Raw genomic sequence first — 22,574 nt, 5'->3', positions numbered from 1 at the left:
GTCGTCAAGCGCCCTGTTGCACCCATGTGGTCGCGCTGTGGTGTGCCTGTGAGTACGGTTGTGAATTTGTTTGAGAAATGAACGCCTCATGAGAATGGGGCGCCTGCGGGGCCGGCGCGGGCAGGTGCACCGTGAAGACGGTGTGTCCGGGGACGCTGTCGACGGTCACCGCACCGCCGTGCGCGGCCGCGACGGCCTGCACGATGGCGAGCCCCAGCCCGGTCGAGCCGGAGGAGCGCGAGCGCGAGGAGTCGCCACGCGCGAACCGTTCGAAGACATGCGGAAGCAGGTCCGGCGGAATGCCCTGCCCGTTGTCCTGGACGTCCACGCACACCCAGGATCCCTGGCGGCGCACGCGGGCGGTCACGGTCGTGCCCGGTGGTGTGTGGGTACGCGCGTTCGCGAACAGGTTCACCATGACCTGCTGGACGCGAGCCGCGTCGGCCAGCACCAGCGCGGGTTCATCCGGCAGCTCCAGCCGCCAGTTGTGCTCGCGCCCGGCCGCGCGGGCGTCGCTCACGGCGTCCACGACCAGCGGCGAAAGGTCGGTGTGCTCGTAACTGAGCGGCCGTCCCGCGTCGAGGCGCGCGAGCAGCAGCAGGTCCTCGACGAGGCCCGTCATCCGCCCGGCCTCGGACTCGATCCGGCCCAGCGCGTGCCGGGTGTCGGGCCCGGTCTCCTCGCGTCCGCGTCTGGTCAGCTCGGCGTATCCGCGGATGGACGCGAGAGGGGTACGCAGCTCATGGCTGGCGTCCGCCACGAACTGCCGTACGCGGGTCTCGCTCTCCTGGCGCGCGTGCAGCGCGCCCTGGACGTGGTCGAGCATGCGGTTGAGCGCGGCCCCGACCTGCCCGACCTCGGTGTGCGGATCGGTCTCGGACTCGGCGACCCGTTCGTTGAGGGTCACCTCGCCGGTGTGCAGCGGCAGTTCGGAGACGCGGGTGGCGGTGGAGGCGACCTTGCGGAGGGGGCGCAGGGCGACGGTCACGATGGTCGCCCCGGCGAAGGAGGCGGCGATCAGGCCGGCGACCGTGACGCTGACCTCGACGAGGATCAGGGTGTTGAGCGTGTTGGTGACGTCCTCGGTGGGCACGCCCACGTAGAACGAGCCGTTGTCACCGGTCTGGAACTGGACGTGGTACTCGCCGAGGCCGGGCAGGGTGACCGTGTGCGGGCGCCCGTCCTGCGGCACGCCCGCGAGGGCGGCGGTCTGTGCCGCGGTGAGGGAGTCGGCGTCGAGGTCCGGTATCCCCTCGTCGGTCTTGGTCTTCTTGCCGACCTGTGCCTCGGTGATGCTGCCGCCGGTCACCTCCGCTGCGACCGTGCCGCTGGGCTGCGGGCCCTGCTTGACGAACTCCGACAGCGACTTCTCCGGTTTCCCGTTGTCGCCGCCACCGCTGCCGTCGCCGTCGGGATCGGGCTGGACCCCACCGGGCTTCAGCGGTCCCGCCGCCCTCATGGTGGCGTCCTTGAGCGTGTCGTCGAGCTGCTCGTACAGGTGCGAGCGGAGCGCGATCGTGGTCACCGTGCCGATCACCGCGCACACCACCGCGATCAGCACGACCGCCGAGACGACGAGCCGCGTCCGCAGGGTCCGAGGCTGCCGGCGCCGCAGCGTGCGCGGGGCCCCGGACGGTCGGCGCCGCTGCGTACGCGGCCGTCGCCGCCCGCTCACGACGTCGCGGGCTTGATCAGGTAACCGGCGCCGCGCCGGGTGTGGATCATCGGCTCACGGCCGGCGTCTATCTTGCGGCGCAGATACGAGATGTAGAGCTCGACGACGTTGGCCTGGCCGCCGAAGTCGTACGACCACACGCGGTCGAGTATCTGCGCCTTGCTGAGCACCCGGCGCGGATTGCGCATCAGGAACCGCAGCAACTCGAACTCGGTCGCGGTGAGGTGGATGCCGTCACCGGCGCGCGACACCTCGTGGCTGTCCTCGTCCAGGGTGAGGTCACCGACGACGAGCACCGAGTCGGAACGGCGGTCGGCGGCGCCGGAACGGCGGATGAGACCGCGCAGCCGGGCCACGACCTCCTCCAGGCTGAAGGGCTTGGTGACGTAGTCGTCGCCGCCGGCCGTCAGCCCCGCGATCCGGTCCTCGACCGCGTCCTTCGCGGTCAGGAAGAGAACGGGCACGTCGGGCAGCTCCCGGCGCAGCCGGCCGAGGACGGCGAGACCGTCCATGTCGGGCAGCATCATGTCGAGAACGACGGCGTCGGGCCGGAACTCACGGGCGGTCTGCACCGCACCGGTTCCGTCGGCCGCGCTGCGGATCTGCCACCCTTCGTAGCGAAGGGCCATGGACAGCAGCTCGGTGATCGACAGCTCGTCGTCCACGACAAGCACGCGGACGGGGCTCCCGTCCGGCCTCAGCAGTTCGGTGCGCCCCTGGGGCGAGGTCGTGGTCATAGCCAACACATTGGTGGGCCGCCCTGAGAGCACCCTTTCGGGAACCTGTGAATACCCTGAGAAACACACAGCCGTCTCTCAGGGAACACTGGGGAACCTCTCGGACCCGGTACGAGACGAGCGGGTCCGGTGCTCGTGCGGGCGGGCCCGGCTTCGTACGGGCAGGTCCGGCCTCGTACGGGCAGGTCCGGCCTCGTACGGGCAGGTCCGGCCTCGTACGGGCGGGTCCGGCGCTCACAGCCCGAACAGCCGTGCCCCGTTGTCGTGACAGACCGCGCGCAGCCAGTCCTCCCCGAGCCCGAGCCGCTCCAGCGCCCGCAGCTGATGCTCGTACGGGTAGGGGATGTTGGGGAAGTCGGTCCCGAGCAGAATCCGGTCACCGAGACCGGCGAGGCGAGGGAGATCCGCGTGACGGCGCAGGCCGTCGGGGCGGGGCGGTCCGTCGGGGCGGGGCGGTCCGGCAAGGCGGGGGAGCGCGCGCCGGGGGAACGGTGCGAACTCCTCGCTGAAGTCCGTGAACGCCATCGTCGTGTCCAGCCGCACCTCCCCGAACCGCTCGGCGAGGTCGAGGAAGTCCTCGTACTCCGGCATCCCCATGTGCGCGATCACCAGCCGCAGCCGCGGATGCCGCGCGAGCACCTGCCCGACCGGCCCGGGGCCGGTGTGCTTGCCGGGCGAGGGCCCGGATCCGCAGTGGATCACGACAGGGGTCCCCGCCTCGGCGAGCAGCCCCCAGGCCGGATCGAGAAGCGCGTCGGCGGGGTCGTACGCCCCCACCTGGACGTGCGCCTTGAAGACCCGCGCCCCGTCGTCCAGCGCCCTGCGCACGTACTCCGCCACGCCCTGCTCCGGGAACAGCGTCGCCGTGTGGAGGCAGTCGGGGGTCCGGCGGGCGAAGTCGACGGCCCACTGGTTCAGCCACTCGGCCATGCCCGGCTTGTGCGGGTAGAGCATGGCGGTGAAGGCACGCACGCCGAACTCCCGCAGCATCCCGACCCGTTCGTCCTCCTCGGCGCGGTAGGTGATGGGCCACTCGACACCGCCGGTGAGCGGCCCGAGCGCGTCGAAGTAGGCCCAGACCTTCTTCAGTACGGACTCGGGCATGAAGTGGGTGTGGACGTCGACGAGCCCGAGAAGCCCGAGGCCTTCCCAGAACCGCCGCACGCCGACGGCTTCGCCCTCTGTTTCCGTCCCCGCTTCCATCCCGCTTCCGTCCTCTCCGTGCCGTCGGCCATGCCCGCGCTCGAAACCGTGGCTCCGCTCCACCTCGGCGCCATGCGACGTGTGGCACCGGTACCACTCGGCACGCCCACGCCCACGCTTCCACACCGCCCGGTGCCTGCCCCCTGCCCCGCCTATGTTCTTGCCCCCGCCCCTCAGAAGAGCCCGTCCTGAACTCCCCCGAACTCCCGCACGGGCACGGTGACGTCCCCGCGCTCCCCCGGCCCGGTCGCTCCCGTCGCCCCGGTCGCTCCCGTCGCCCCGGTCGCTCCCGTCGCTCCGGTCGCCCCGGTCAGTTCCCACCCGGTCATGAGCCGCGTATCGAGCACGACGACCCCTCGCCCGGTCCGCAGATGCAGATCCGGCCCGGCGGCGGCGACCAGTTCACCCCGCACGACACCTCCCGGGACCAGCTCGCCGACGACGGCCACGGCCGGCGGCAGCCCGTCCAGCCCGAACGCGTCCGTGTGATCGACGGCCTCGAACGGCATCTGCTCCAGGGCGTCCGGCCACCCGTCCAGCCCCACGGCCCGCGCGTGCAGTTCCCGTACCTCCGCCGCCCGCACGCCCCGCTCCGGCAGCGCACTCCGCACGGCCCGCTTGGCGTCGTACGCGATCCGGTCCGGCACTCCCAGCGCCGTCCGCAGCAGCTCCTCACTGCGCCGGGCGGACATCAGCGGCCCCCGCCCCAGCCAGGTGAAGACGACGGCGCCCTGCTCCAGCAGCCGCGCCGACCCGCGCTCGACGGCCGTGATCCCCACCTTGACCATCCCGGGTCCGAACCAGGCCAGATAGACGGAGTAGGGCCGGGGGTCGTCGGCGAAGGTGTCCGCCGCGACGGAATGGGCCCGGTCCAGCCGCGCGCACTCCTCGCACCGGGCCCCGACACTGCGCCCGGACACCGCGGCCCCCGCGAAACAGCTGTGCCCGCGCGCCCCCACACACCGCCGCTCACCCCCGCCCACGACGGCGAACGCGACCTGCTTCCCCCACGGCAACCCACTGCGCCGCTCCCCGTCCCAGACCAGCACGGGCTCGCCCCCGGCCCACCGAAGCCCCTTGCATTTCCACACCTGTGCCATCACTGACGAGCATAGAGGCTCGGGGCCCCCGGGGGCCGGGGACCCGAGCTCGGGCTCCCCTGCGCGTTCGCCTACACGGCATCCAAGGCATCCTCGGCATCCACGGTCAGGAAGTAGTCCACACCGACGGACAAGTCCTCGGCCTGACCACGGATCGTCAGCGTGTGCTTCCCGGACTTCAGCGGCGGCAACTGGACCCAGAGGCCGCACCCGGTGGTCGTGAAGCGCTCGTCCGTGCCGGTGACGGGGTTGAAGACGACGCCCTGCACAGAGATCGGCTCTCCTCGGCTGCTCTCCGCCTCGACCTCCTCGCCGTCCAGGACCGCCGACCCCTTGGCCGTGCTCATGAAACTGGTGCAGACCGCCGGGCCGGCCATCAGGTTCACCAGGGGAAACGCGACAGGGACCCCGTCGGGGATGCTGCATGTGCGTTCGGCCCGAGTACCGAAGGTCCCTGCCAGAAACCACACGTCCTTCGGCTGGTTGCGCTCGCAGTCGCTCCCGTCCTCGTCAGCGACCGGGTTGGTACCTTCAGGTTCCGACATCGCCCATGTCCACCAACGGCTCTGCAGCTCCTCAGGAGAGAGACCGGCTTGCGCCGACCACGGTGCACTCGAAGCCGAAGATGCCGAGTCCTCCAACCCTCCGGCCGAACTGCGCCCGCAGCCCGCCAGTGTCGCCAGGACCATGGTCATGACTGCCACTGTGCCGGTCTTGATCCTCATGAGTTCCCCTCCCGTGCTGCGCACATGCCACGACCCCCCGGTCGCCACACAGTGTGTACAGACCTCGTCCGCGAGCTCGGCAAGCCCTCTTGGACCACGGCCGCTGCACTTCGCCGCTGTATGCCCCAGAAACGCAAGAAGCCCCGGATCTCTCCGGGGCTTCTCAACTGTGTGCACTCGGCAGGATTCGAACCTGCAACCTTCTGATCCGTAGTCAGATGCTCTATCCGTTAAGCTACGAGTGCTTGTGTGTTCTGTTGTGTTTGCTCTTCCTTCCGGACTTTTCTGCCCGGTTGGCGTTGCGGGAACAACATTACATGACTGGCGGCGTGAGGCGAAATCCGTTTGCCAGACCCTGCCTGACCTGCGGAAACGGCCCCCTGGAGCCCATCGGACGGCCCGCGGCACGGTCCCGTGGAGCGTCGGGAACGATCAAGGAACGACGAAGCCCCGGTCGAGGACGACCGGGGCTTCGTGATCTTCTGCGGAGGCGGAGGGATTTGAACCCTCGATGGGATTGAAGTCCCAAACCGCATTAGCAGTGCGGCGCCATAGACCGGACTAGGCGACGCCTCCAGCACAACCATCCTCGCCTGCGCGAAATGGTGCCTGCAGATGATGACACAGCCGAGCGGGCTGTCACCAATCGCCCCCCACGGTACTAGGGGGAAAGCCCCGAGGGCAAAGCCCTTCTCGCGGCGCAACGTCAGGGCTCGGACGGCGTTAGAGCAGGCGTCAGAACTGTCGCAAGGGCAGCCGCCGGGACAGTCGATCAGAACCGTCGTCAGGGGAGCCACCATGCTGCGCCGCATCGCCCTCACCGTCGCCACCTCCGCCGCCGCCGCCTCCTTCGCCGCGCTGTCCGGGGCGCCGACGGTCGCGTACGCCGATTCGTTTCCTCTCGTGCCGCCGCCGGTGAGCGGTGCGGACAGGACCGACCATCTGACGGTGACGGTCAGCGGGGCGGGTGACGGGCGCGACGGGAAGTTCGAGCTCGACTGCCATCCGATGGGCGGCAGCCATCCCCAGGCGCAGGCCGCCTGCGACCACCTGGACCGGAACATCTCGTGGGGCAAGAGCCCGTTCGCGCCCGCGCAGGAGCGCGGGATGTGCACGATGCAGTACGGCGGTCCGGCCACCGCCCACGTCACGGGCACCTGGGCCGGGCGGCCCGTCGACGCGACGTACGAGCGCGGTGACGGGTGCGAGATCGCACGCTGGAACGCCCTCGTGCCCGTCCTCCCGGATCTCAGCGCGTAGGCGCGTAGACCCGTAGACCCGTGGTCGTGCGGACCCGCAGACTCGTGGACCCGCCGACCCGCCGACCCGCCGACTCGTGGACGCGTAGGGCCGGGGCTGTGGGCAGGCGTCGGCTGATTTGTGGGATCGGGTGTCGCGTCGGGGCGGCGAATCGCACGGTCACAGGTTCTCCAGGCCTTCTGCGTGCGTTCTGCGTCCCCTCTACGTGCGACCTCCCTCTCATCCGGCGTCGCGAGCGCAACCACTGCCCGTAGACTCCCTCGCGTGACACGTCGCGGACCCGTTGGCAAGATGGCTACCGCGGTCGGCAAGGAGCGGTAACAGGGAGGAAGCGTCTCGTGAGCAGCAGGCCATCCCGAGGCGCTGCTCGCCTCGCAGCCATACTCGACGCACTTCCTGACGCGTTGGTGCTGGTCAACGCCAATGGAACGGTCGTCAACGCCAACACCATCGCCCTGGAGGCCTTCGAGGCCCCGGGCACCGCGCTCGTGGGGCGTGGACTGCTCGATCTGCTGCCGCAGTTCGACTCCCGGCTCATCCCGGGCACGATGCGGCGGGCCGAGACCGTCGACGAGAACGGGCGCACCCGGCCCACCCGGATGATCGCCCGCCGCACCGACGGCAGCGAGTTCCCCGTCGAGGTCACCAGCGCGAACCTGGAGAACGGGCAGCAGGCGTACGACGGTTACGGCTACACCGGCGACGAGCTGCTGATGATCGTCGTACGGGACCTCTCCGGCACCGTCGACACCGAGGCGGAACTCGCGCGGTCGCAGCGGCAGACGGAGATGATCCTGCGGGCCGCCGCCGAGGGCGTGGTGGGCACGGACACCGAGGGACGGGTCGTCCTCGTCAATCCGGCCGCGGCGCAGATACTCGGCTTCCGGGCCAGCGACCTCGGCGGGCAGGAACTGCACCCGCTGATGCTGCACTCGCGCGCGGACGGCGAGCCCTTCCCGTACGAGGAGTCGCCGCTCGCCGACACCCTGCGCTCCGGGCGCAAGCACCGGGTGCGCGGGCAGGTGCTGTGGTCCAAGAGCGGCGACCGCGTGCCGGTCGACCTGACCACCGCGCCGGTACGGGACGGCGACCAGCTCGTCGGGGCCGTGATGACGTTCACGGACCGGCGGCCGTACGACGCGCTCGCCGAGGAGAAGGACGCCGAGGCCGAGCGGCATCAGCAGGAGCTCGCGCAGGCCGCCGAGACGCATGCCGAGGAGCTGGCCGCCCTCCGGGAGGAGCACGCCAGGGCACTCGCCGAACTGCGCGAGGAGCACGACGAGGAACTGGCCGCCGGTGACGACCGGTACGCGGCCCTCGCCGAACGCGAGAAGGACCGTTACGAGGCACTGTCCGCGCGGCACGAACAGCTGCTGGCCGTTCTGGGGCGCTCCCTGCGCGGGCCCCTGGACCAGTTGCGCGGCGAACTCGCGACCCTCGCCGCGGACGACGCCGGACAGCTGTGGCCCGAGGCCAACCAGGTGCTGCACCACCTCTCGGCGGGCTACTCGCGCATCACCACACTCGTCGACAACGTGCTCGCCTACCAGCGCCTCGACTCCGGGACCGAGGGCGTCACCCGTACGAAAGTGATGCTGGACGCGGTCGTCGCCGCCGGTGTCGACGGGGCCGTCGAGCTGATCGGTCCCGGGCGGGTGCAGTTCGCCGTGCACGCGCCGCCCATCGAGGCGGAGGTCGATCCGCAGCGGCTCGCCACCGCGCTCGCGCACCTCATCGCGGACGTAGCGGGCGTCGACTCCACGGGCAACTCGCCGGCCTCGGCCGGCGGCTACATGGACAACACGGTCGTCGTGGCGGCCGCGCAGCGCGGCGAGGGCGTACGGATCGAGGTACGCGGGCCGTACGCCGGGGGAGACCCGGTGCACGAGCCCATCGTGCGCGGCATCGTGCGCGCCCACGGGGGAGTGCTGCAGACGCACGAGGTCCCCGGGATGAGCGGCAGCGCGTTCGTTCTCGAAGTACCCATCGGCGGCGGGGCCGGGTCGGTTCCGGCCGCCGTTCCGGGTGCGGGCGGCCTTCCCGACGCGGGTCCGGGCCCGGGCGGGGCCCCGGACGGCCCTCCGGCCGCAGAAGCGGGTGCGGGAGCGGCACTGGGAGCGGGTGCGGGCTCCGGTGCCGTCGGCTCCGCCCTCGCGCTGCCCGAGCAGGCTTCCTCGCAGGGCGGCGGACGGCGGCGGGCCCGGCGCGCGTCCGTCGACGCCTTCCTGGAGAGCGAGGTGGGGCCCCCGACGGAGGCGGCCGTACCCACCGGGCGACGCAGGCGCGCCGCGGAGGCCGCGGGGCAGCCCGCGCTGCCGGCCCGGGCCGCCGAGGACGAGAGTGCTTCCGAGGGCAAGGGTGCGACCGGACGGCGGCGTGGGCGGCCGAGCCCCGTCGAGGGCGGCGGCTCCGGGGGCGGCGTCTCCGAGGGCGCGGTGGTCACCGCCGCCGAGCATGCGGCCGGTACCGCCGCCACCGGCCTGGGTGCGACCGTGCCTCCGCAGGGCGTACCCGCGCCCGCCGACGGACGCCGGGCCCTGCAGGACGGCGGCCGACAGGCCCTGCCCGCCGCACTGCCCGCGGCCGTGCCCTCCGGGCCGGGTACGGGTTCAGGTGGGGACGCGGGTGAGAACTCCGAGGGCGGCGGCGCTCAGCCGACCGGACGGCGGCGGCGTGCGCTGGCCGCCGCGGCGGAGCGTGCGGCGGCCCAGGAGGCGGGGCCTCGCGCGGTGTTCGCACTGCCGCCCGCCGAGGCGGACCGCTCTCCCGAGTACGCGACGCAGTCCGCCGAGGGCCATGGCCACGGTCAGGCAGCGGCGGCCGGCGGACGCCATGATGTCGCCCTGCGCGATCCTGCCGACGATCACACGCCGCCCCAGCCGCATCCGGTGCAGGCGCCCAGCGGACGCCGACGGGCCCGGCAGGCCGCAGGCGAGGCGGCAGGCGTCGGCGCAGGCGTCGGCGCAGGCGCAGGTGTGGGCGATGTGACGTCGGACGGTTCGGCCGCGGTGCCTGCGGGGCCCGGGCAGCAGCCGATGCCGGGCCATCTGCCTCCCGTACAAGCCGTTCCCGCCCCAGCCGTTCTCCCTGAGGGCGCGCCCGCTCAGCCCGTTGCCGGGCAGGCCGTTCCCGGCCAGCCCGCACCCGCGCCCGCGCCCGTATCCGTACCTGGTCAGGGAATCCCTGGGCACGGCGCCCCTTCGGCCGTTCCCGCCCTGGGACAGGCCGTTCTCCCGCAGGGTGTCCCCCAGCCGCCCGCCCCCGGGCAGGCCCATCCGCAGCAGGCCCTTCCCCAGCAGGCAGGGCCCCTCCCCGGTCAGGCCCTGCCGCCGCAGGCCGCTCCCGGCCAGGTCGCCCCGGCCGGTCTCGCCGGACCCGCGGCACCCGCGACGGCCGAGGGCGCCCCGGGCCGCGTCGGAGTCCCGGCACCCGGCACGCCTGCCCAAGGAACCCCCGCGGCGGGTCCCGCCCAGCCGCAACCGCAGCAGCAGCCCCGGACGCCCGCTGCCGGGACTCCGAACGCGGACCCGACCGCGCCCGCTCAGCCGTGGCCCGGCGCGGCCGACACCTCCGGCGCCGGAGTACCCGTACCGCCGGAGGGCGCCGCCGCGCCGCAGCCGTGGCCGGGCACGGCCGATACGTCGGCCGCTCCTGAGCCCGCGGCGGCCCAGGAACAGCCGCGCGTCGCACAGCCCCTCCCCGCGGAGGAGGCGGCGCCTCCCGTCGACCCCAACTCGACTCAGGGCCGGGCGATCAGCGTCCGTACGCTCGGGCAGGGTGTCCCCTTCGGCCGCCGGATGATCGACGCCCAGCAGCCCAAGCCCGGCCGGACGGCGTCTCCCTCCCCCCAGGCCCACGCGCAGACGCCGGCGCAACCCGTGGCGCAGGGGGGCACCGCGGCACAGCCCCAGGCGCCTACGCCTCCCCCGCACGCGACCAACGGCTCCGGGCGGCGCCGCAAGCTCGGCACGCGGCCCGACCCCGCGGCCGAGCAGACGGACACGGCGGCGCGCTCGCACCCGGGTGCCGGCGGGCAGCAGTCCCGGCTCGCCCACACCACCGAGGGCACCGGCCGTTCGTACGCCATAGGAGCACCGGACCAGAACGCCGACGAAGGCCCCGAGCCGCTCGACGGCCCGGGCGGCGCGGTGGAGGTCGCGAACCAGCCCCACCCCCAGCCGATGGACGACGAGCTGCCCCCGGAGCCGCTGGACAACCCGCGTCGGCTGCTGGTGTGGCCCGCGCCGGACATCACCACGCAGCAGGCGCTGAGCGACCGCGGCTACCGGCCCGTCATCGTGCACTCACGCGAAGAGGTCGACGCGCAGATCGCCGCCTTCCCGGCCGCTCTGTTCGTCGACCCGCTCACCGGCCCGATCACGCGTACGGCACTCCAGTCGCTGCGTCAGGCCGCCGTCGCCGCCGAGGTGCCGGTCCTGGTGACCGCCGGTCTCGGTCAGGCGACACGCGAGGCGGCGTACGGCGCCGACCCCGCCGTACTCCTCAAGGCGTTGTCTCCGCGCGACAGCGAGCAGCATCCGCCGCGGGTTCTCCTCATCGAGGAGCACGCGGAGATCGCGCTCGCGCTGACCTCGACGCTGGAGCGGCGCGGAATGCAGGTCGCGCGGGCCTCGTCCGACGAGGACGCCGTCACGCTGGCCGGGCAGATGCGGCCGAACCTGGTGGTGATGGACCTGATGCAGGTACGCCGCCGACGCGCCGGGATCGTCGACTGGCTGCGCGCGAACGGCCAGCTCAACCGCACCCCGCTGGTCGTCTACACCGCGGCCGTCGATCAGACCGAGCTGCCGCGGCTGGCCGCGGGGGAGACGGTGCTGTTCCTGGCCGAGCGATCGACGAGCGCCGAGGTCCAGGACCGGATCGTGGATCTGCTGGCCCGCATCGGCACGAACTGAGCGTCGCCCCAGCCCACGCGTGCACCCGGCCGCCTCAACCACGCGTGCACACATACGGGTTGGGGCGTTGTTTCACGTGAAACAACGCCCCAACCCGCACTTATCGCCCGCTGTGTCCGTCAGAGCTGGGTGACGTCCAGCTCGCCCGCCGCGTACTGCCTGCGCAGCACCTTCTTGTCGAACTTGCCGACGCTCGTCTTCGGCACCGACTCGATGATCGTCCAGCGCTCGGGGAGCTGCCACTTGGCGATCTTGCCCTCGTCGGCGAGGAAGGACCGCAGGGTGTCGAAGTCGGCGCCCGCGCCTTCCTTCAGCACGACGGTGGCGAGCGGGCGTTCGCCCCACTTGTCGTCCGGGACGGCGACGACCGCGGCCTCGGCGACATCGGGGTGGGCCATGAGGGCGTTCTCCAGGTCGACCGAGGAGATCCACTCGCCGCCGGACTTGATGACGTCCTTGGCGCGGTCGGTGAGGGTCAGGAAGCCGTCGGGGCTGATCGTGCCGACGTCACCGGTCTTGAGCCAGCCGTCCTCGCTGAACTTGTCGTCGGGACGCAGGGCCTCGGCGCCCTGACCGCCGTAGTACGCGCCCGCGATCCAGGGGCCCCGCACTTCCAGCTCGCCCGCGGACTCGCCGTCCCAGGGCAGCCGCTCGCCGCCCGGTCCCGTCAGCCGTGGCTCGACACCGGCGGGGAAACGGCCCTGGGTGAGCCGGTACGCGAACTCCTCGTCCGAGCCCGCCTCCACATGGGCCGGCGGCCGGGCGATCGTGCCGAGCGGTGAGGTCTCCGTCATGCCCCAGGCGTGGCAGACGCGCATGCCCAACTCGTCGAACGCCTTCATGAGGGCGGGCGGACACGCGGAGCCGCCGATGGTGACCTGGGTCAGCGAACTCACGTCACGCGGCTTGCCCTTGAGCTCCGCGAGCAGCCCCTGCCAGATGGTGGGGACGGCGGCGGCGTGCGTGGGACGCTCCTTCTCGATCATCTCGGCGAGCGGTGCGGGCTGCAGGAAGCGGTCCGGCATCAGCACGTTCACGCCGGTCATGAACATCGCGTGCGGCAGGCCCCAGGCGTTCACATGGAACTGCGGGACCACGACGAGGGAGGTGTCCCCGTCGGTGAGCCCCATGGACTGCGTCATGTTGACCTGCATCGAGTGCAGGTAGATGGAGCGGTGCGAGTAAATGACGCCCTTGGGGTCGCCGGTCGTGCCGGAGGTGTAGCACATGGCCGCGGCCTGGAGTTCGTCCAGCGCGGGCCAGTCGTAGCTGTCCGGCTTGTCGGCGATCAGTTCCTCGTACTCGTGCACCTGGACACTCGCCCCGTCGAGCAGCGAGCGGTCACCGGGGCCGGAGACGACCACGTGCTCGACCGACTTGAAGTGCGGGAGCAGCGGGGCGAGCAGCGGGAGCAGCGAACCGTTGGCCACGATGACCCGGTCGGCGGCGTGGTTGACGATCCAGACGAGTTGCTCGGGGGGCAGCCGGAGGTTCAGCGTGTGGAGGATCGCGCCCATGGCCGGGATCGCGTAGTACGCCTCGACGTGCTCGGCGTTGTTCCACATCAGCGTCGCGACCCGGTCGTCGTCCCGGACTCCGAGGTCGTCGCGCAGGGCGTGTGCCAGCCGTGCCGTCCGTGCCCCGATCTCGGCGAACGAACGCCGGTGCGGCTCGGCTTCACCGGTCCAGGTGATCACCTGAGATGCCCCGTGGATCGTCGACCCGTGGGTCAGGATCCTAGAGATCAGCAGCGGTACGTCCTGCATCGTGCTCAGCACGGCGTCCTCCCGGGGGCGACATTGCCTACGCGGTAGTAAGGGTTGGGCTGATTCTGCTCACATACCGCGCGGTATGTCACTACTCCGGGGTGATCGATCACGTCACGGCGAGGATTGCTTGCCCGCTTCCGCGCTCTGTGCCTCCAAGACGCCGGTCAGCGCACGGGGCCCAGCTCAGGGTCCTCACGGAGCTTGCCCAGCGCGCGCGACACGGCCGACTTGACCGTACCGATCGACACACCCAGCACCTCCGCCGTCTGCGCCTCGCTCAGGTCCTCGTAGTACCGCAGGACGACCATCGCCCGCTGCCGGGCGGGCAGCTTCATGATCGCGCGCCACATCGCATCGTGCAGCGCCTGCTGCTCCGCCGGGTCCCCGGCCGGCGGAACCTGCGGCTCCGGCATCTCGTCGCACGCGAACTCGTCGACCTTCCGCTTGCGCCACTGCGACGTCCGCGTGTTCAGCAGCGCCCGCCGCACATATCCGTCGAGCGCCCGGTGGTCCTCGATCCGCTCCCAGGCGACATACGTCTTGGTGAGGGCGGTCTGCAGCAGATCCTCGGCGTCGCACGGGTTCGCGGTCAGCGAGCGCGCGGTACGCAGCAACACGGGTTGGCGAGCCCTCACGTACGAGGAGAACGACGGGTACGCATGGGTCCGCGTCGCCACGTTCGAAGCGCTGGTGCAGACGGGTGTGGTCATGGCTCCACGCTAGGATCGCCCCCTACTCCAGCGGATCGGCCGCAGGTCCCGAAGCCTTGTCCGCCTCAGGTTGTAGGAGGGGGGCAGGCCCCACCTCCTGAAGGTGGACACGAGGCTCAGGACCCCTGAGGGTTCACCCCTGAGAGACGGGCCCCCGCACACTCCCACCGCAGTAGTCCGGCCCCCGGCATGGTGCCGGAGTAGTACGACCGCGTACGAGGGCCGCTCCGCACGGTCCGCGTACGAGGGCCGCTCCGCACAGCGCCCGCGACAGCTCAGTCGACTCGTGCGACCGGCGCGTGCATCAGATTGCGGTCGATCAGCAGCGTCCGGCCGCCGTGCCGTTCCCGTACGTTCCCCGCGTACTGGTGGATGCGCCGCGCGGGCGCCCACGCGGTCTTCCGCAGTACGGGCTCACGGTGCAGCCCGTTCTTCACGCCCCAGCGCGCGAACCACACCACCGACGGCAGATCCCGTACCCCGGCCCGCCGCGAGCGCTCCATGTGGGCGACGCCCGACGCGGCGCTGCTGTAGAACCCCGGCAGATACCCCCGGCGCGACACCTCGCGGTTCCACCCCCGCACGAACAGGAGCGTGGTGCGGGCACACTTCTTGTTCCGGTAGGCATAGGCCTCCATGTCCAGGAAGAGCGGGCTGCCGGGCCTCATCCCGAGCGCCGCCGCCCTCTTCACCGCGTCGCGGGCCTCCGCCGTCCCCTGCTTCCAGGGATGCCGGCCGATCCGTACGTTCTTCTTGTGCCGCGCGAACACACAGGTCGACTGCGAGCCCACGTACAGCGGCAGGACCCGCCAGCCCTGGTCCCGCACCGTCCGCATCCAGCGGTGACTCAGATGGGGCTGTGACCGGCAGGCCCGCCCGCGCCCGCCGAAGTAGACACCCACCGCCCGGTACGGGGACGCCCGCCACCGGCGCATGGTGTCCGCGGACGGCGCCCGGCAGGTGTCGAACGCCCGGCCCTTGAACGTGACCGCCTTGGGTCTCGCGCCGGACTCCCGGACACCGGATTCCCGGACACCGGATTCCCGGACACCGGGCTCCCGGACGCCGGATTCGCGGACACCGGACTCCCGGACACCGGATTCGGGGACGCCGGGCTCCCGGCCGGGGGAGACCACCGGAGCGGCAGTACCCGGTGACCAGGGCCCCGCCTGTGCCGGTGGTGCCGCCGTGAGCCCCAGCAGGAGCAGCACGAACCCGAATCCGACGATCATCTTGTGACATCGCAGCCAACGCATAGGCCGAGTCAACGGCCCCGCCCTCGCTGTAGGGCCCGGACACGCGCCACGTTCATCCGTCCGCCCCGCAATCAGCCCCGATCGTCCGAACCGGGGATCGGGCGGACCCCTGGATCAGGCCCGGTCGTCCGACCCCAGGATCAGCCCCGAGGTCGGCACACCCGTCCCCGCCGTCACCAGCACCCGCCGAGCCCCGGGTATCTGGTTCACGGCCGAACCGCGCAGTTGCCTGACCCCTTCCGCCACTCCGTTCATCCCGTGCAGATACGCCTCCCCGAGCTGCCCTCCGTGGGTGTTCAACGGCAGCCGCTCCTCCGCCACGAAGTCCGCGGCCTCACCCGGCTTGCAGAACCCGAACTCCTCCAGTTGCGTCAGCACGAACGGCGTGAAGTGGTCGTACAGGATCCCGACGTCGATCCCGGCCGGCGTCAGCCCCGACGTACGCCACAGCTGCCGCGCCACCACACCCATCTCCGCCAGCCCCGTCAGATCGTCCCGGTAGAAACTCGTCATCTGCTCCTGGGCCCGCCCCGCGCCCTGGGCGGCCGCGACGATCACGGCCGGCGGACGCGGGAGGTCGCGCGCCCGCTCCACCGAGGTGACGACCAACGCCTGTCCGCCGTCCGTCTCCTGGCAGCAGTCGAGCAGCCGCAGCGGCTCGACGATCCAGCGGGACGCCGCATGGTCCGCGAGCGAGATCGGTCTGCCGTGGAAGTACGCCGCCGGGTTGGTCGCCGCGTACTTCCGGTCGACGACCGCGACCTGCCCGAACGCCTCCGAGGTCAGCCCGTACGTGTGCAGATAGCGCTGGGCCGCCATCGCCACCCACGACGCGGGCGTGAGCAGTCCGAACGGCAGCGCCCAGCCGAGCGCCGCGCCCTCGGCGGACGGCGTCCGGCGCTGCACCCCGGAGCCGAATCTCCGCCCTGACCGCTCGTTGAACGCCCGGTAGCAGACCACCACCTCGGCCACGCCCGAGGCCACCGCCAGCGCCGCCTGCTGGACGGTCGCGCAGGCCGCCCCGCCGCCGTAGTGGATCCGGGAGAAGAACGACAGCTCGCCCATGCCGGCCGCCTGGGCGACGGTGATCTCGGGGCTCGTGTCCATCGTGAACGTCACCAGGCCGTCCACATCCCCCGGTGTGAGCCCCGCGTCGTCCAGCGCGGCCCGCACCGCCTCCACGGCGAGCCGCAGCTCGCTGCGCCCCGAGTCCTTGGAGAACTCGGTGGCCCCTATCCCGACGACGGCCGCCCGTCCGCCGAGGCTGTCCCTCGTCCGCACGCTCATGACCGGCCCTCCGCGTTCCGCGCCGTGGCCCCGACCGGGCCCCCGACCGTGACGGTGACCGTCCCCGTGACGTGTTTTCCGAGACTGTTGGCGCCGACGACCCGCACCGTCGCCGTGTCGCCCCGGACGTCCTCCACCACCCCGGTCAGCACCATGGTGTCGCCCGGATGGTTGGGGGCGCCCAGTCTGATCGCCACTTTGCGCAGCACGGCCCGGGGGCCGAAGTGGTCGGTGATGTAGCGCCCGACCAGCCCGTTGGTCGTCAGGATGTTCATGAAGATGTCCGGCGAACCCTTCTGCCGCGCCGACTCGGCGTCGTGGTGAACGTCCTGGTAGTCGCGCGACGCGATCGCCCCGGCGACGACGAGCGTGCGGGTGATCTCGATCTCCAGCGGTGCCAGCACGTCGCCGGCCCGCACCGGCCCGACGTCGGTCGTCATGGGTCCGGCCTCGGTCGTCATACGTCCGACCTCGGGCGTCATACGTCCGACCTCGGGCGTCATACGTCCGGCCTCGTCGGTCATGCGTCCGACCTCGCTGGTCATGCGTCCCCCTCGCCGCGCACGATCGACTCCCCCAGTTCCTGGAGCAGTTCGCTCCCGCACCCCAGATACGCCTCCAGCTGCCGCCCCCACAGGAAATGCCGGTGCACGGGATGCTCCAGGTCGGCTCCCATACCGCCGTGCAGGTGCTGCCCGGCGTGGACGACGCGGTGCCCCGCCTCCGAGGCCCACCAGGCGGTGGTCAGCGCATGCGCGGCGTGGTCCAGCCCCTCGTCCCTCCGCCAGGCCGCCTCGTACGCCGTGACCCGTATCGCCTCGGTGTCCATGTGGGCGTCCGCCGCCCGGAGTTGAACCCCCTGCTTGGCCGCGAGCGGCTGTCCGAACTGCTCACGGGTGTTGGTGTACGCGACGGCCCGGGCGACCGAGCCCGCGCACACTCCCGCCTGCAGCCCCGCGAAGGCCGTACGCGCGGTGGCCAGCACGTCGTCGTACGCGTCGGCGCCACCGAGCTGTTCGGCCGGTGCGGCGTCCAGGGTCAGGCGTCCGGCCGACCACGGAGCCGTCGACTCGACGGGCTCGCAGCACGCGTCGGCGGTCCGGACGAGCCACAGCCGCTGTTCCTCGTCGGCGACCAGCACATGCGTGGCGTCGCGGAGCCACGGCACCACCGGGACCACCCCGCTCAACCCGCCCGGCACGCCTGCCCTTACCGCGGCCCGTAGCGCGGTGTCGTGCAGGGCGCCGGTCATCACGACCGACCCGTCCGCGATCCCCGGCAGCAGTCGCTCCCGCTGTTCCGCCGAGCCGTGCGCCGACACCGCCAGCAGCCCGTGGACACAGCTCGCGGCGAACGGCACCTGGGCCGTCGTCCGCCCCTGCTCCTCCAGGAGGAGCACCAGCCCGAGGAGCCCGATGTCCTCGACGGCGGCCGGCAGCCCCGCCGCGCACAGCGCCTTCCACAACTCCTCGTCGCTGCCCGTCCCGACGGCCGTCAGCCGCTCGTGCGTGGACAGGTCGCCGAAGATCCGCGCGGCCAGATCGCGGGCCGCCGTCTGCTCCTCCGTCGGCGTGAAGTCCATCAGCCCCCGCTCCCTTCGGCGGAGGAGTGGACGACGGTCCGGAAGACCGGCAGCTCCAGCTCCTCGTCCACCCGCTCGAACTCCAGCCGCACCGGCATCCCGATCCGTACGCGGTCGTGCGGCACTCCCACCACATTGCTGATCATCCGCACGCCCTCGACGAGTTCGACCAGTGCCACCGCGTACGGAGGATCGAAGGCAGGGAAGGGCGGGTGATGCATCACCACGTACGAGTAGACGGTTCCGTCGCCGGCCGCCTCGACCGTGTCCCACTCCAGGCAGCCGCAGGAGTTGCACCCCGGCAGCCAGGGGAAGCGCAGGGTCGCGCACTTCTCGCAGCGCTGGATGAGCAGCCGGTGCCGGGACACGCCCTCCCAGAAGCCGGCGTTGTCGCGATTGACGACGGGCCGGGGCCGCTCGGGGCGGGAGGCCGACGCGGCTTCTCCGGAGGACGCGAGGGCCTTCCCGGCATCCGCCACGGCCTCCTCGGCCGCCGTTCTCGCCCCGCCCGTCGCCCCGCCCGTGACGCCGCCCGTGACGCCGCCTGTCACGCCGCCCGTCGCACCGTCTCTCCTGCGCCGCCCCGCAGGTGCGTACTTGAGGATCCGGAACCGGTGCGTACCCGCCGGTTCGCCCCCTGCCCGTACGTCCGTCCGCGTCGTGACGAAGTACCCCGTCCCCAGCTTGGTCGTCTTGCGCTCGGAGACCGACTCGATCACCGAGTCGAAGGTGATCCGGTCCCCCGGCCTGAGCGGCCGCAGATACTCCTGCTCGCAGTCGGTGGCGACCACCGAGGTGTACCCGGCGGTGTCGAGCAGCCCGAGCATCTCGACGTACGCCTCCGAGCGGCCCCCATGGCCGGAGAGTCCCCCCATCGTCCAGGCCTGGAGCATGGTGGCCGGCGCGACGGCGTCCGCTCCCGCATACGCCGGATTCGTGTCTCCCATCGCCTCGCACCAGTGCCGGATCATCGGTTCGTTGACCAGGTCCTTGCCCACGCCTCCGACGGCCGTCAGCCCCTCGTACGTCTTCAGCCGGGCGTGGATGTCCTCGTATCCGGCCCCGGTCACGTCCACGGTCACGTCGACGGACACCGGCCCCTCTCCCGACACGCTCCTCCCGCTCACCGCCGCCCCCTCGTCATCCCGAGCCGCATCGTCGCCACGATCTCCCGCTGCACCTCGCTCACCCCGCCCCCGAACGTGTTGATCTGCGCCGCCCTGTTCATCCGCTCCAGCTCGCCGTCCCCGAACACCCCCGGCGAACCGGACCGGATCAGCGCGTCCGGTCCGACGATCTCCTGGCACATGCGATACACCGCGACGGCCGATTCGGTTCCCACGACTTTCACGCCGCTCGCATCGCCGGGTGCCAGCCGGCCGGCCCCCACATCACCCACCAGACGCCAGTTGAGGAGGCGCGTCGCCGCCAGCCGCGCATGTACCTCGGCCAGTCTCGAACGCACCCACGGCTCGTCAACCCGGCGCCGCCCGGTCACCCGATCGGGGACGCGAGCGGCGGCCAGCGCGGCCAGGTAGAAGTCCTCGGCCTGCATACCTAGGGCGGCGAGCGCGACCCGTTCATGGTTCAGCTGGTCGGTGATGAGCCCCCAGCCGCCGTTCTCCTCACCGACCAGGCGGGAGGCCGGGACCCGGATCCCGTCGTAGTACGTGGCCGTCGTGGTCAGCCCGCCCACCGTTTCGATCGGGGTCCACGAGAATCCCGGCGCGTCCGTGGGGACCAGCAGGATCGAGATGCCCCTGTGTTTCGGCGCGTCGGGGTCCGTACGGCAGGCGAGCCAGATCCAGTCGGCGCGCTGGGCGTTGGAGGTGAACACCTTCTGCCCGTCGACGATCCACCCGCCACCGGGCCCTACGCCGGACCCTTCGCCAGCCCTTTCGCCGAACTCCTCGCACGCCTCTTGCCCCTCTTGCCCCTCTTGCCCCTCTTGCCCTTCAGGGTCGCCGACCCGCACGGCACGCGTCCGCAGCGAGGCCAGGTCCGTACCCGCCGACGGCTCGCTGTACCCGATCGCGAACACGAGTTCTCCACGCAGGATCCGCGGCAGGAAGTAGTCCTTCTGCTCCTCGGTCCCGTACTTCATGAGCGTCGGCCCGACCGTGTTCAGCGTGACCATGGAGATCGGGGCGCCCGCCCGGCAGGCCTCGTCGAAGAAGACGAACTGCTCGTCGGCGCCGCGCCCTTGGCCCCCATAGGCCTCGGGCCAGCCGATACCGAGCCATCCGTCGGCGCCGATCCGCCGCAGCAGCGCCCGCCGCCCCGCGGACCCGGTCCGGGTGCCGGAGTCGGCAGGAGCAGGCCTCTCCGGCAGAAGTTCCCGGAAATACGCGCGGAGTTCGGCGCGTAGGCGTCGCTGGCGTTCGGTGGGGGCGAGATGCACGACGACGTCCCTCCCGGACCTCGTACGTACGAGCAAGGGTTTCTGACTGTCCGTCAGATACACCCCGCTGTCAAGGTTCCCAAGGTCCGAGGTCGCTCGACGCACCGGGCGCAGCGGCGCGGGCGCTCAGACACGCAGACACGCAGGCATGCAGGCACGCACACGCAGGCACGCGGATGGCCGGGACGCGCAGGGCGCGCACGAGCACACACGCACACGCACGCACGCACACACGCACAAATGCACACAAACGTCTGCGCGGCGATGCCGAAGCACCGCCGCGCAGACGTGTTACCACCCCACAAAGCACCCCACCAAGGAGGCATACGGCCGTCGGGGGTCTCCAGCCCCCGGCGGCCGCCGGCTCACCAGAGGTGGGTGAAGTTGACGGCGACGTTGTCGTTCGACTGGTCGATGGCCGTGAACGCGGACCCGTTCACCTGCGCCGTATTGCTCTGGTTCGAGGCGCCGGAACCGACGGCCTGCTGCTGCGTCGTGGACGAGGTGCCGTAGTTGTCACCCCCGACTCCGCTGCCACCGACAGTCGCCACCGCGGCGTTCGATCCGTTGTCCGCGAAAGAGCCGTTGTCGGCCACTGCCACTCCCGAGAAGAGGGCGGCGGCGAGCGGCAGGGCTGCCGCGGCGGCGAGAACGCGGGCGGTACGGATGCTTGCCATGTGTGTTCCTCCAGAAGCGAGAAGTACGTACCGGTCGGGACCTGTTACCGGTCAGGACCGGCTGAGTACGGCTGGATCCGGGGCAGTTGGCCGACCGCCCCGGTGTTCGTTCACGACGTCGCGAGATCAGAATTGCCCACCGAATCCCCGGCGAACCACCCCGGAAGCCGCTATTCGCTCGCAAGCGTGAGTACATGTCGATAAACCCCCTTCGCGCCCCCAAAACCGCAGTTCAGGATGGTGTGGGCAGCTCAATCCCATACACCGCAAGGGATGAAGCGTTTCGTCACCTTTTCAGTCAATCCCGCCGGGCGGGTTTATCCACCCTCTCCGGGGCGCCCTCCGCCTCCACCCCTTCCCTTTTTCGAACACTCGTACGAACATAGATGTATGGCCACCATCGACCGGCAGGCCACGACGCTGGCCCTCGCACACGCCCTGTCAGCCGCCGAACGCGGACTGGCCGTCATCCCGCTGTCCCGGACCAAGCTCCCCGCGCTGCGCTCACCCCACCGCGACGACCCGGCGGCACCGCCCTGCCACGGCGAGTGCAACCGCTTCGGACACGGTGTGTACGACGCCTCGACCGACCCCCGCCGCATACGCGCGCTCTTCGCCGCCGCGCCCTGGGCCACCGGCTACGGCATCGCCTGCGGCCTGGACCCCCACCACCTGATCGGCATCGACCTGGACACCAAGTCGGGTACGGACTCGTCCGCGGCCCTTCGCGAACTGGCGCTGCGGCATCTGTTCACGATCCCCGAGACGGTCGTCGTGCTGACGCCCAGCGGCGGCCGCCACCTCTGGCTGAGCGGACCGCCCGACGTCGTCGTACCCAACTCCGCGAGCCGGCTGGCCCCGGGCATCGACGTCCGCGGTGCCGGCGGCTACCTCGTCGGCCCCGGCTCCCGTACCGAACACGGCGTCTACAGCACGGCTCCGGGCACCGCCCAGCTGCCCCCCGCCCCCTGCCCGGCGTCGCTGCTGCGCCTCCTGGCGCCACCGCCCCGCCCTCACAACACCCCGACGGCGGCCACGCCGAGCCAGCAGGGCCAGGGCCTCGTCCAGTTCGTCCTCGCCGCGCACGAGGGCCAGCGCAACACCCGCCTGTTCTGGGCGGCCTGCCGCGCCTACGAGAACGGCTTCGGCCCACAACTGACCGAGGCCCTGGTCCACGCCGCCGTCCGCACGGGCCTGACCGAACGCGAGGCCCGCTCGACCATCACATCGGCATCCCGCATGACGAGCCACCGCCCGTAGCGTGCCCACACACAAA

Annotated in this window: 17 protein-coding genes and 2 tRNA genes; 3 read left to right on the top strand and 16 right to left on the bottom strand. The window is 71.7% G+C overall.

Annotated features, from left to right (window positions below; genetic code table 11):
• Positions 1–4: 4 nt before the first annotated feature.
• The 7 genes from C6Y14_RS32725 to C6Y14_RS32695 form a co-directional block, all read right to left on the bottom strand.
• Entirely contained in the window at positions 5–1,675 is a 1,671-nt protein-coding gene (locus C6Y14_RS32725; protein ID WP_107020502.1) for a sensor histidine kinase, read from the bottom strand.
• Positions 1,672–2,412, bottom strand: a complete 741-nt coding sequence (locus tag C6Y14_RS32720) for a response regulator transcription factor (protein ID WP_210881354.1) — start codon at positions 2,410–2,412, stop codon at positions 1,672–1,674. The genes C6Y14_RS32725 and C6Y14_RS32720 overlap by 4 nt, the downstream gene beginning before the upstream one ends.
• Positions 2,413–2,646: 234 nt before the next feature.
• Positions 2,647–3,615, bottom strand: coding sequence for an amidohydrolase family protein (locus C6Y14_RS32715; protein WP_107020500.1), 969 nt, complete (start codon positions 3,613–3,615; stop codon positions 2,647–2,649).
• A gap of 173 nt (positions 3,616–3,788) precedes the next feature.
• Positions 3,789–4,715, bottom strand: a complete 927-nt coding sequence (locus tag C6Y14_RS32710; protein ID WP_107020499.1) for a DUF2797 domain-containing protein — start codon at positions 4,713–4,715, stop codon at positions 3,789–3,791.
• A gap of 71 nt (positions 4,716–4,786) precedes the next feature.
• Positions 4,787–5,440, bottom strand: a complete 654-nt coding sequence (locus tag C6Y14_RS32705; RefSeq protein ID WP_159074349.1) for a signal protein — start codon at positions 5,438–5,440, stop codon at positions 4,787–4,789.
• Between the two features lie 172 nt (positions 5,441–5,612).
• Positions 5,613–5,685 (bottom strand) — tRNA-Arg (locus C6Y14_RS32700).
• A 240-nt stretch (positions 5,686–5,925) separates the two neighbouring features.
• Positions 5,926–6,016: transfer RNA gene (locus C6Y14_RS32695), tRNA-Ser, on the bottom strand.
• A gap of 222 nt (positions 6,017–6,238) precedes the next feature.
• On the opposite strand from C6Y14_RS32695, the gene C6Y14_RS32690 reads away from it, so the two are divergent.
• Positions 6,239–6,700, top strand: a complete 462-nt coding sequence (locus C6Y14_RS32690) for an SSI family serine proteinase inhibitor (protein ID WP_107020497.1) — start codon at positions 6,239–6,241, stop codon at positions 6,698–6,700.
• Between the two features lie 338 nt (positions 6,701–7,038).
• Positions 7,039–11,616 (top strand): PAS domain-containing protein, encoded by a 4,578-nt coding sequence (locus tag C6Y14_RS32685; protein ID WP_107020496.1) that lies wholly within the window; start codon positions 7,039–7,041, stop codon positions 11,614–11,616.
• A 119-nt stretch (positions 11,617–11,735) separates the two neighbouring features.
• Here C6Y14_RS32685 and C6Y14_RS32680 read toward each other — a convergent pair whose 3' ends face one another.
• The 9 genes from C6Y14_RS32680 to C6Y14_RS32635 form a co-directional block, all read right to left on the bottom strand.
• Entirely contained in the window at positions 11,736–13,382 is a 1,647-nt protein-coding gene (locus C6Y14_RS32680) for a long-chain fatty acid--CoA ligase (RefSeq protein ID WP_107020604.1), read from the bottom strand.
• 167 nt (positions 13,383–13,549) lie between these two features.
• Positions 13,550–14,095: a SigE family RNA polymerase sigma factor gene (locus C6Y14_RS32675; RefSeq protein ID WP_107020495.1), complete on the bottom strand. Its 546-nt coding sequence runs from the start codon at positions 14,093–14,095 to the stop codon at positions 13,550–13,552.
• Between the two features lie 275 nt (positions 14,096–14,370).
• Complete coding sequence (locus C6Y14_RS32670; RefSeq protein ID WP_225891389.1) at positions 14,371–15,351, bottom strand: DUF1906 domain-containing protein; 981 nt, start codon at positions 15,349–15,351, stop codon at positions 14,371–14,373.
• Positions 15,352–15,465: 114 nt separating this feature from the next.
• A complete protein-coding gene (locus C6Y14_RS32660; protein WP_107020493.1) occupies positions 15,466–16,638 on the bottom strand; it encodes a lipid-transfer protein in 1,173 nt (390 codons plus the stop codon).
• On the bottom strand, positions 16,635–17,057 hold the full coding sequence (locus C6Y14_RS32655) for a MaoC/PaaZ C-terminal domain-containing protein (RefSeq protein WP_199854952.1): 423 nt from the start codon (positions 17,055–17,057) through the stop codon (positions 16,635–16,637). The genes C6Y14_RS32660 and C6Y14_RS32655 overlap by 4 nt, the downstream gene beginning before the upstream one ends.
• Positions 17,058–17,179: 122 nt before the next feature.
• On the bottom strand, positions 17,180–18,220 hold the full coding sequence (locus C6Y14_RS32650) for an acyl-CoA dehydrogenase family protein (protein WP_107020492.1): 1,041 nt from the start codon (positions 18,218–18,220) through the stop codon (positions 17,180–17,182).
• Positions 18,220–19,314, bottom strand: coding sequence for a bifunctional MaoC family dehydratase N-terminal/OB-fold nucleic acid binding domain-containing protein (locus tag C6Y14_RS32645; RefSeq protein WP_225891388.1), 1,095 nt, complete (start codon positions 19,312–19,314; stop codon positions 18,220–18,222). Before C6Y14_RS32645 ends, C6Y14_RS32650 begins: the two co-directional genes overlap by 1 nt.
• Positions 19,315–19,343: 29 nt before the next feature.
• Complete coding sequence (locus C6Y14_RS32640; RefSeq protein WP_107020602.1) at positions 19,344–20,621, bottom strand: acyl-CoA dehydrogenase family protein; 1,278 nt, start codon at positions 20,619–20,621, stop codon at positions 19,344–19,346.
• A 365-nt stretch (positions 20,622–20,986) separates the two neighbouring features.
• Positions 20,987–21,298, bottom strand: coding sequence for a hypothetical protein (locus C6Y14_RS32635; RefSeq protein ID WP_107020491.1), 312 nt, complete (start codon positions 21,296–21,298; stop codon positions 20,987–20,989).
• Positions 21,299–21,688: 390 nt separating this feature from the next.
• On the opposite strand from C6Y14_RS32635, the gene C6Y14_RS32630 reads away from it, so the two are divergent.
• The gene (locus C6Y14_RS32630; RefSeq protein ID WP_107020490.1) at positions 21,689–22,558 is read left to right on the top strand and encodes a bifunctional DNA primase/polymerase; all 870 of its coding nucleotides are present in this window, start codon (positions 21,689–21,691) and stop codon (positions 22,556–22,558) included.
• Positions 22,559–22,574: the final 16 nt, after the last annotated feature.

The organism is Streptomyces dioscori (assembly GCF_003024195.1).
Lineage (GTDB): Bacteria > Actinomycetota > Actinomycetes > Streptomycetales > Streptomycetaceae > Streptomyces > Streptomyces dioscori.
Note: the sequence above shows the minus strand (reverse complement) of the source record. Positions and strands in the feature narration are given on the sequence as shown.

Excerpts from the sequence above, each read along its gene's own strand:
- C6Y14_RS32690 (WP_107020497.1), top strand. The coding sequence starts at position 6,239 with ATGCTGCGCCGCATCGCCCTCACCGTCGCCACCTCCGCCGCCGCCGCC.
- C6Y14_RS32720 (WP_210881354.1), bottom strand. The coding sequence starts at position 2,412 with ATGACCACGACCTCGCCCCAGGGGCGCACCGAACTGCTGAGGCCGGAC.
- C6Y14_RS32670 (WP_225891389.1), bottom strand. The coding sequence starts at position 15,351 with ATGCGTTGGCTGCGATGTCACAAGATGATCGTCGGATTCGGGTTCGTG.
- C6Y14_RS32630 (WP_107020490.1), top strand. The coding sequence starts at position 21,689 with ATGGCCACCATCGACCGGCAGGCCACGACGCTGGCCCTCGCACACGCC.
- C6Y14_RS32635 (WP_107020491.1), bottom strand. The coding sequence starts at position 21,298 with ATGGCAAGCATCCGTACCGCCCGCGTTCTCGCCGCCGCGGCAGCCCTG.
- C6Y14_RS32715 (WP_107020500.1), bottom strand. The coding sequence starts at position 3,615 with ATGGAAGCGGGGACGGAAACAGAGGGCGAAGCCGTCGGCGTGCGGCGG.
- C6Y14_RS32660 (WP_107020493.1), bottom strand. The coding sequence starts at position 16,638 with ATGAGCGTGCGGACGAGGGACAGCCTCGGCGGACGGGCGGCCGTCGTC.
- C6Y14_RS32705 (WP_159074349.1), bottom strand. The coding sequence starts at position 5,440 with ATGAGGATCAAGACCGGCACAGTGGCAGTCATGACCATGGTCCTGGCG.
- C6Y14_RS32710 (WP_107020499.1), bottom strand. The coding sequence starts at position 4,715 with ATGGCACAGGTGTGGAAATGCAAGGGGCTTCGGTGGGCCGGGGGCGAG.
- C6Y14_RS32675 (WP_107020495.1), bottom strand. The coding sequence starts at position 14,095 with ATGACCACACCCGTCTGCACCAGCGCTTCGAACGTGGCGACGCGGACC.
- C6Y14_RS32650 (WP_107020492.1), bottom strand. The coding sequence starts at position 18,220 with ATGGACTTCACGCCGACGGAGGAGCAGACGGCGGCCCGCGATCTGGCC.
- C6Y14_RS32680 (WP_107020604.1), bottom strand. The coding sequence starts at position 13,382 with ATGCAGGACGTACCGCTGCTGATCTCTAGGATCCTGACCCACGGGTCG.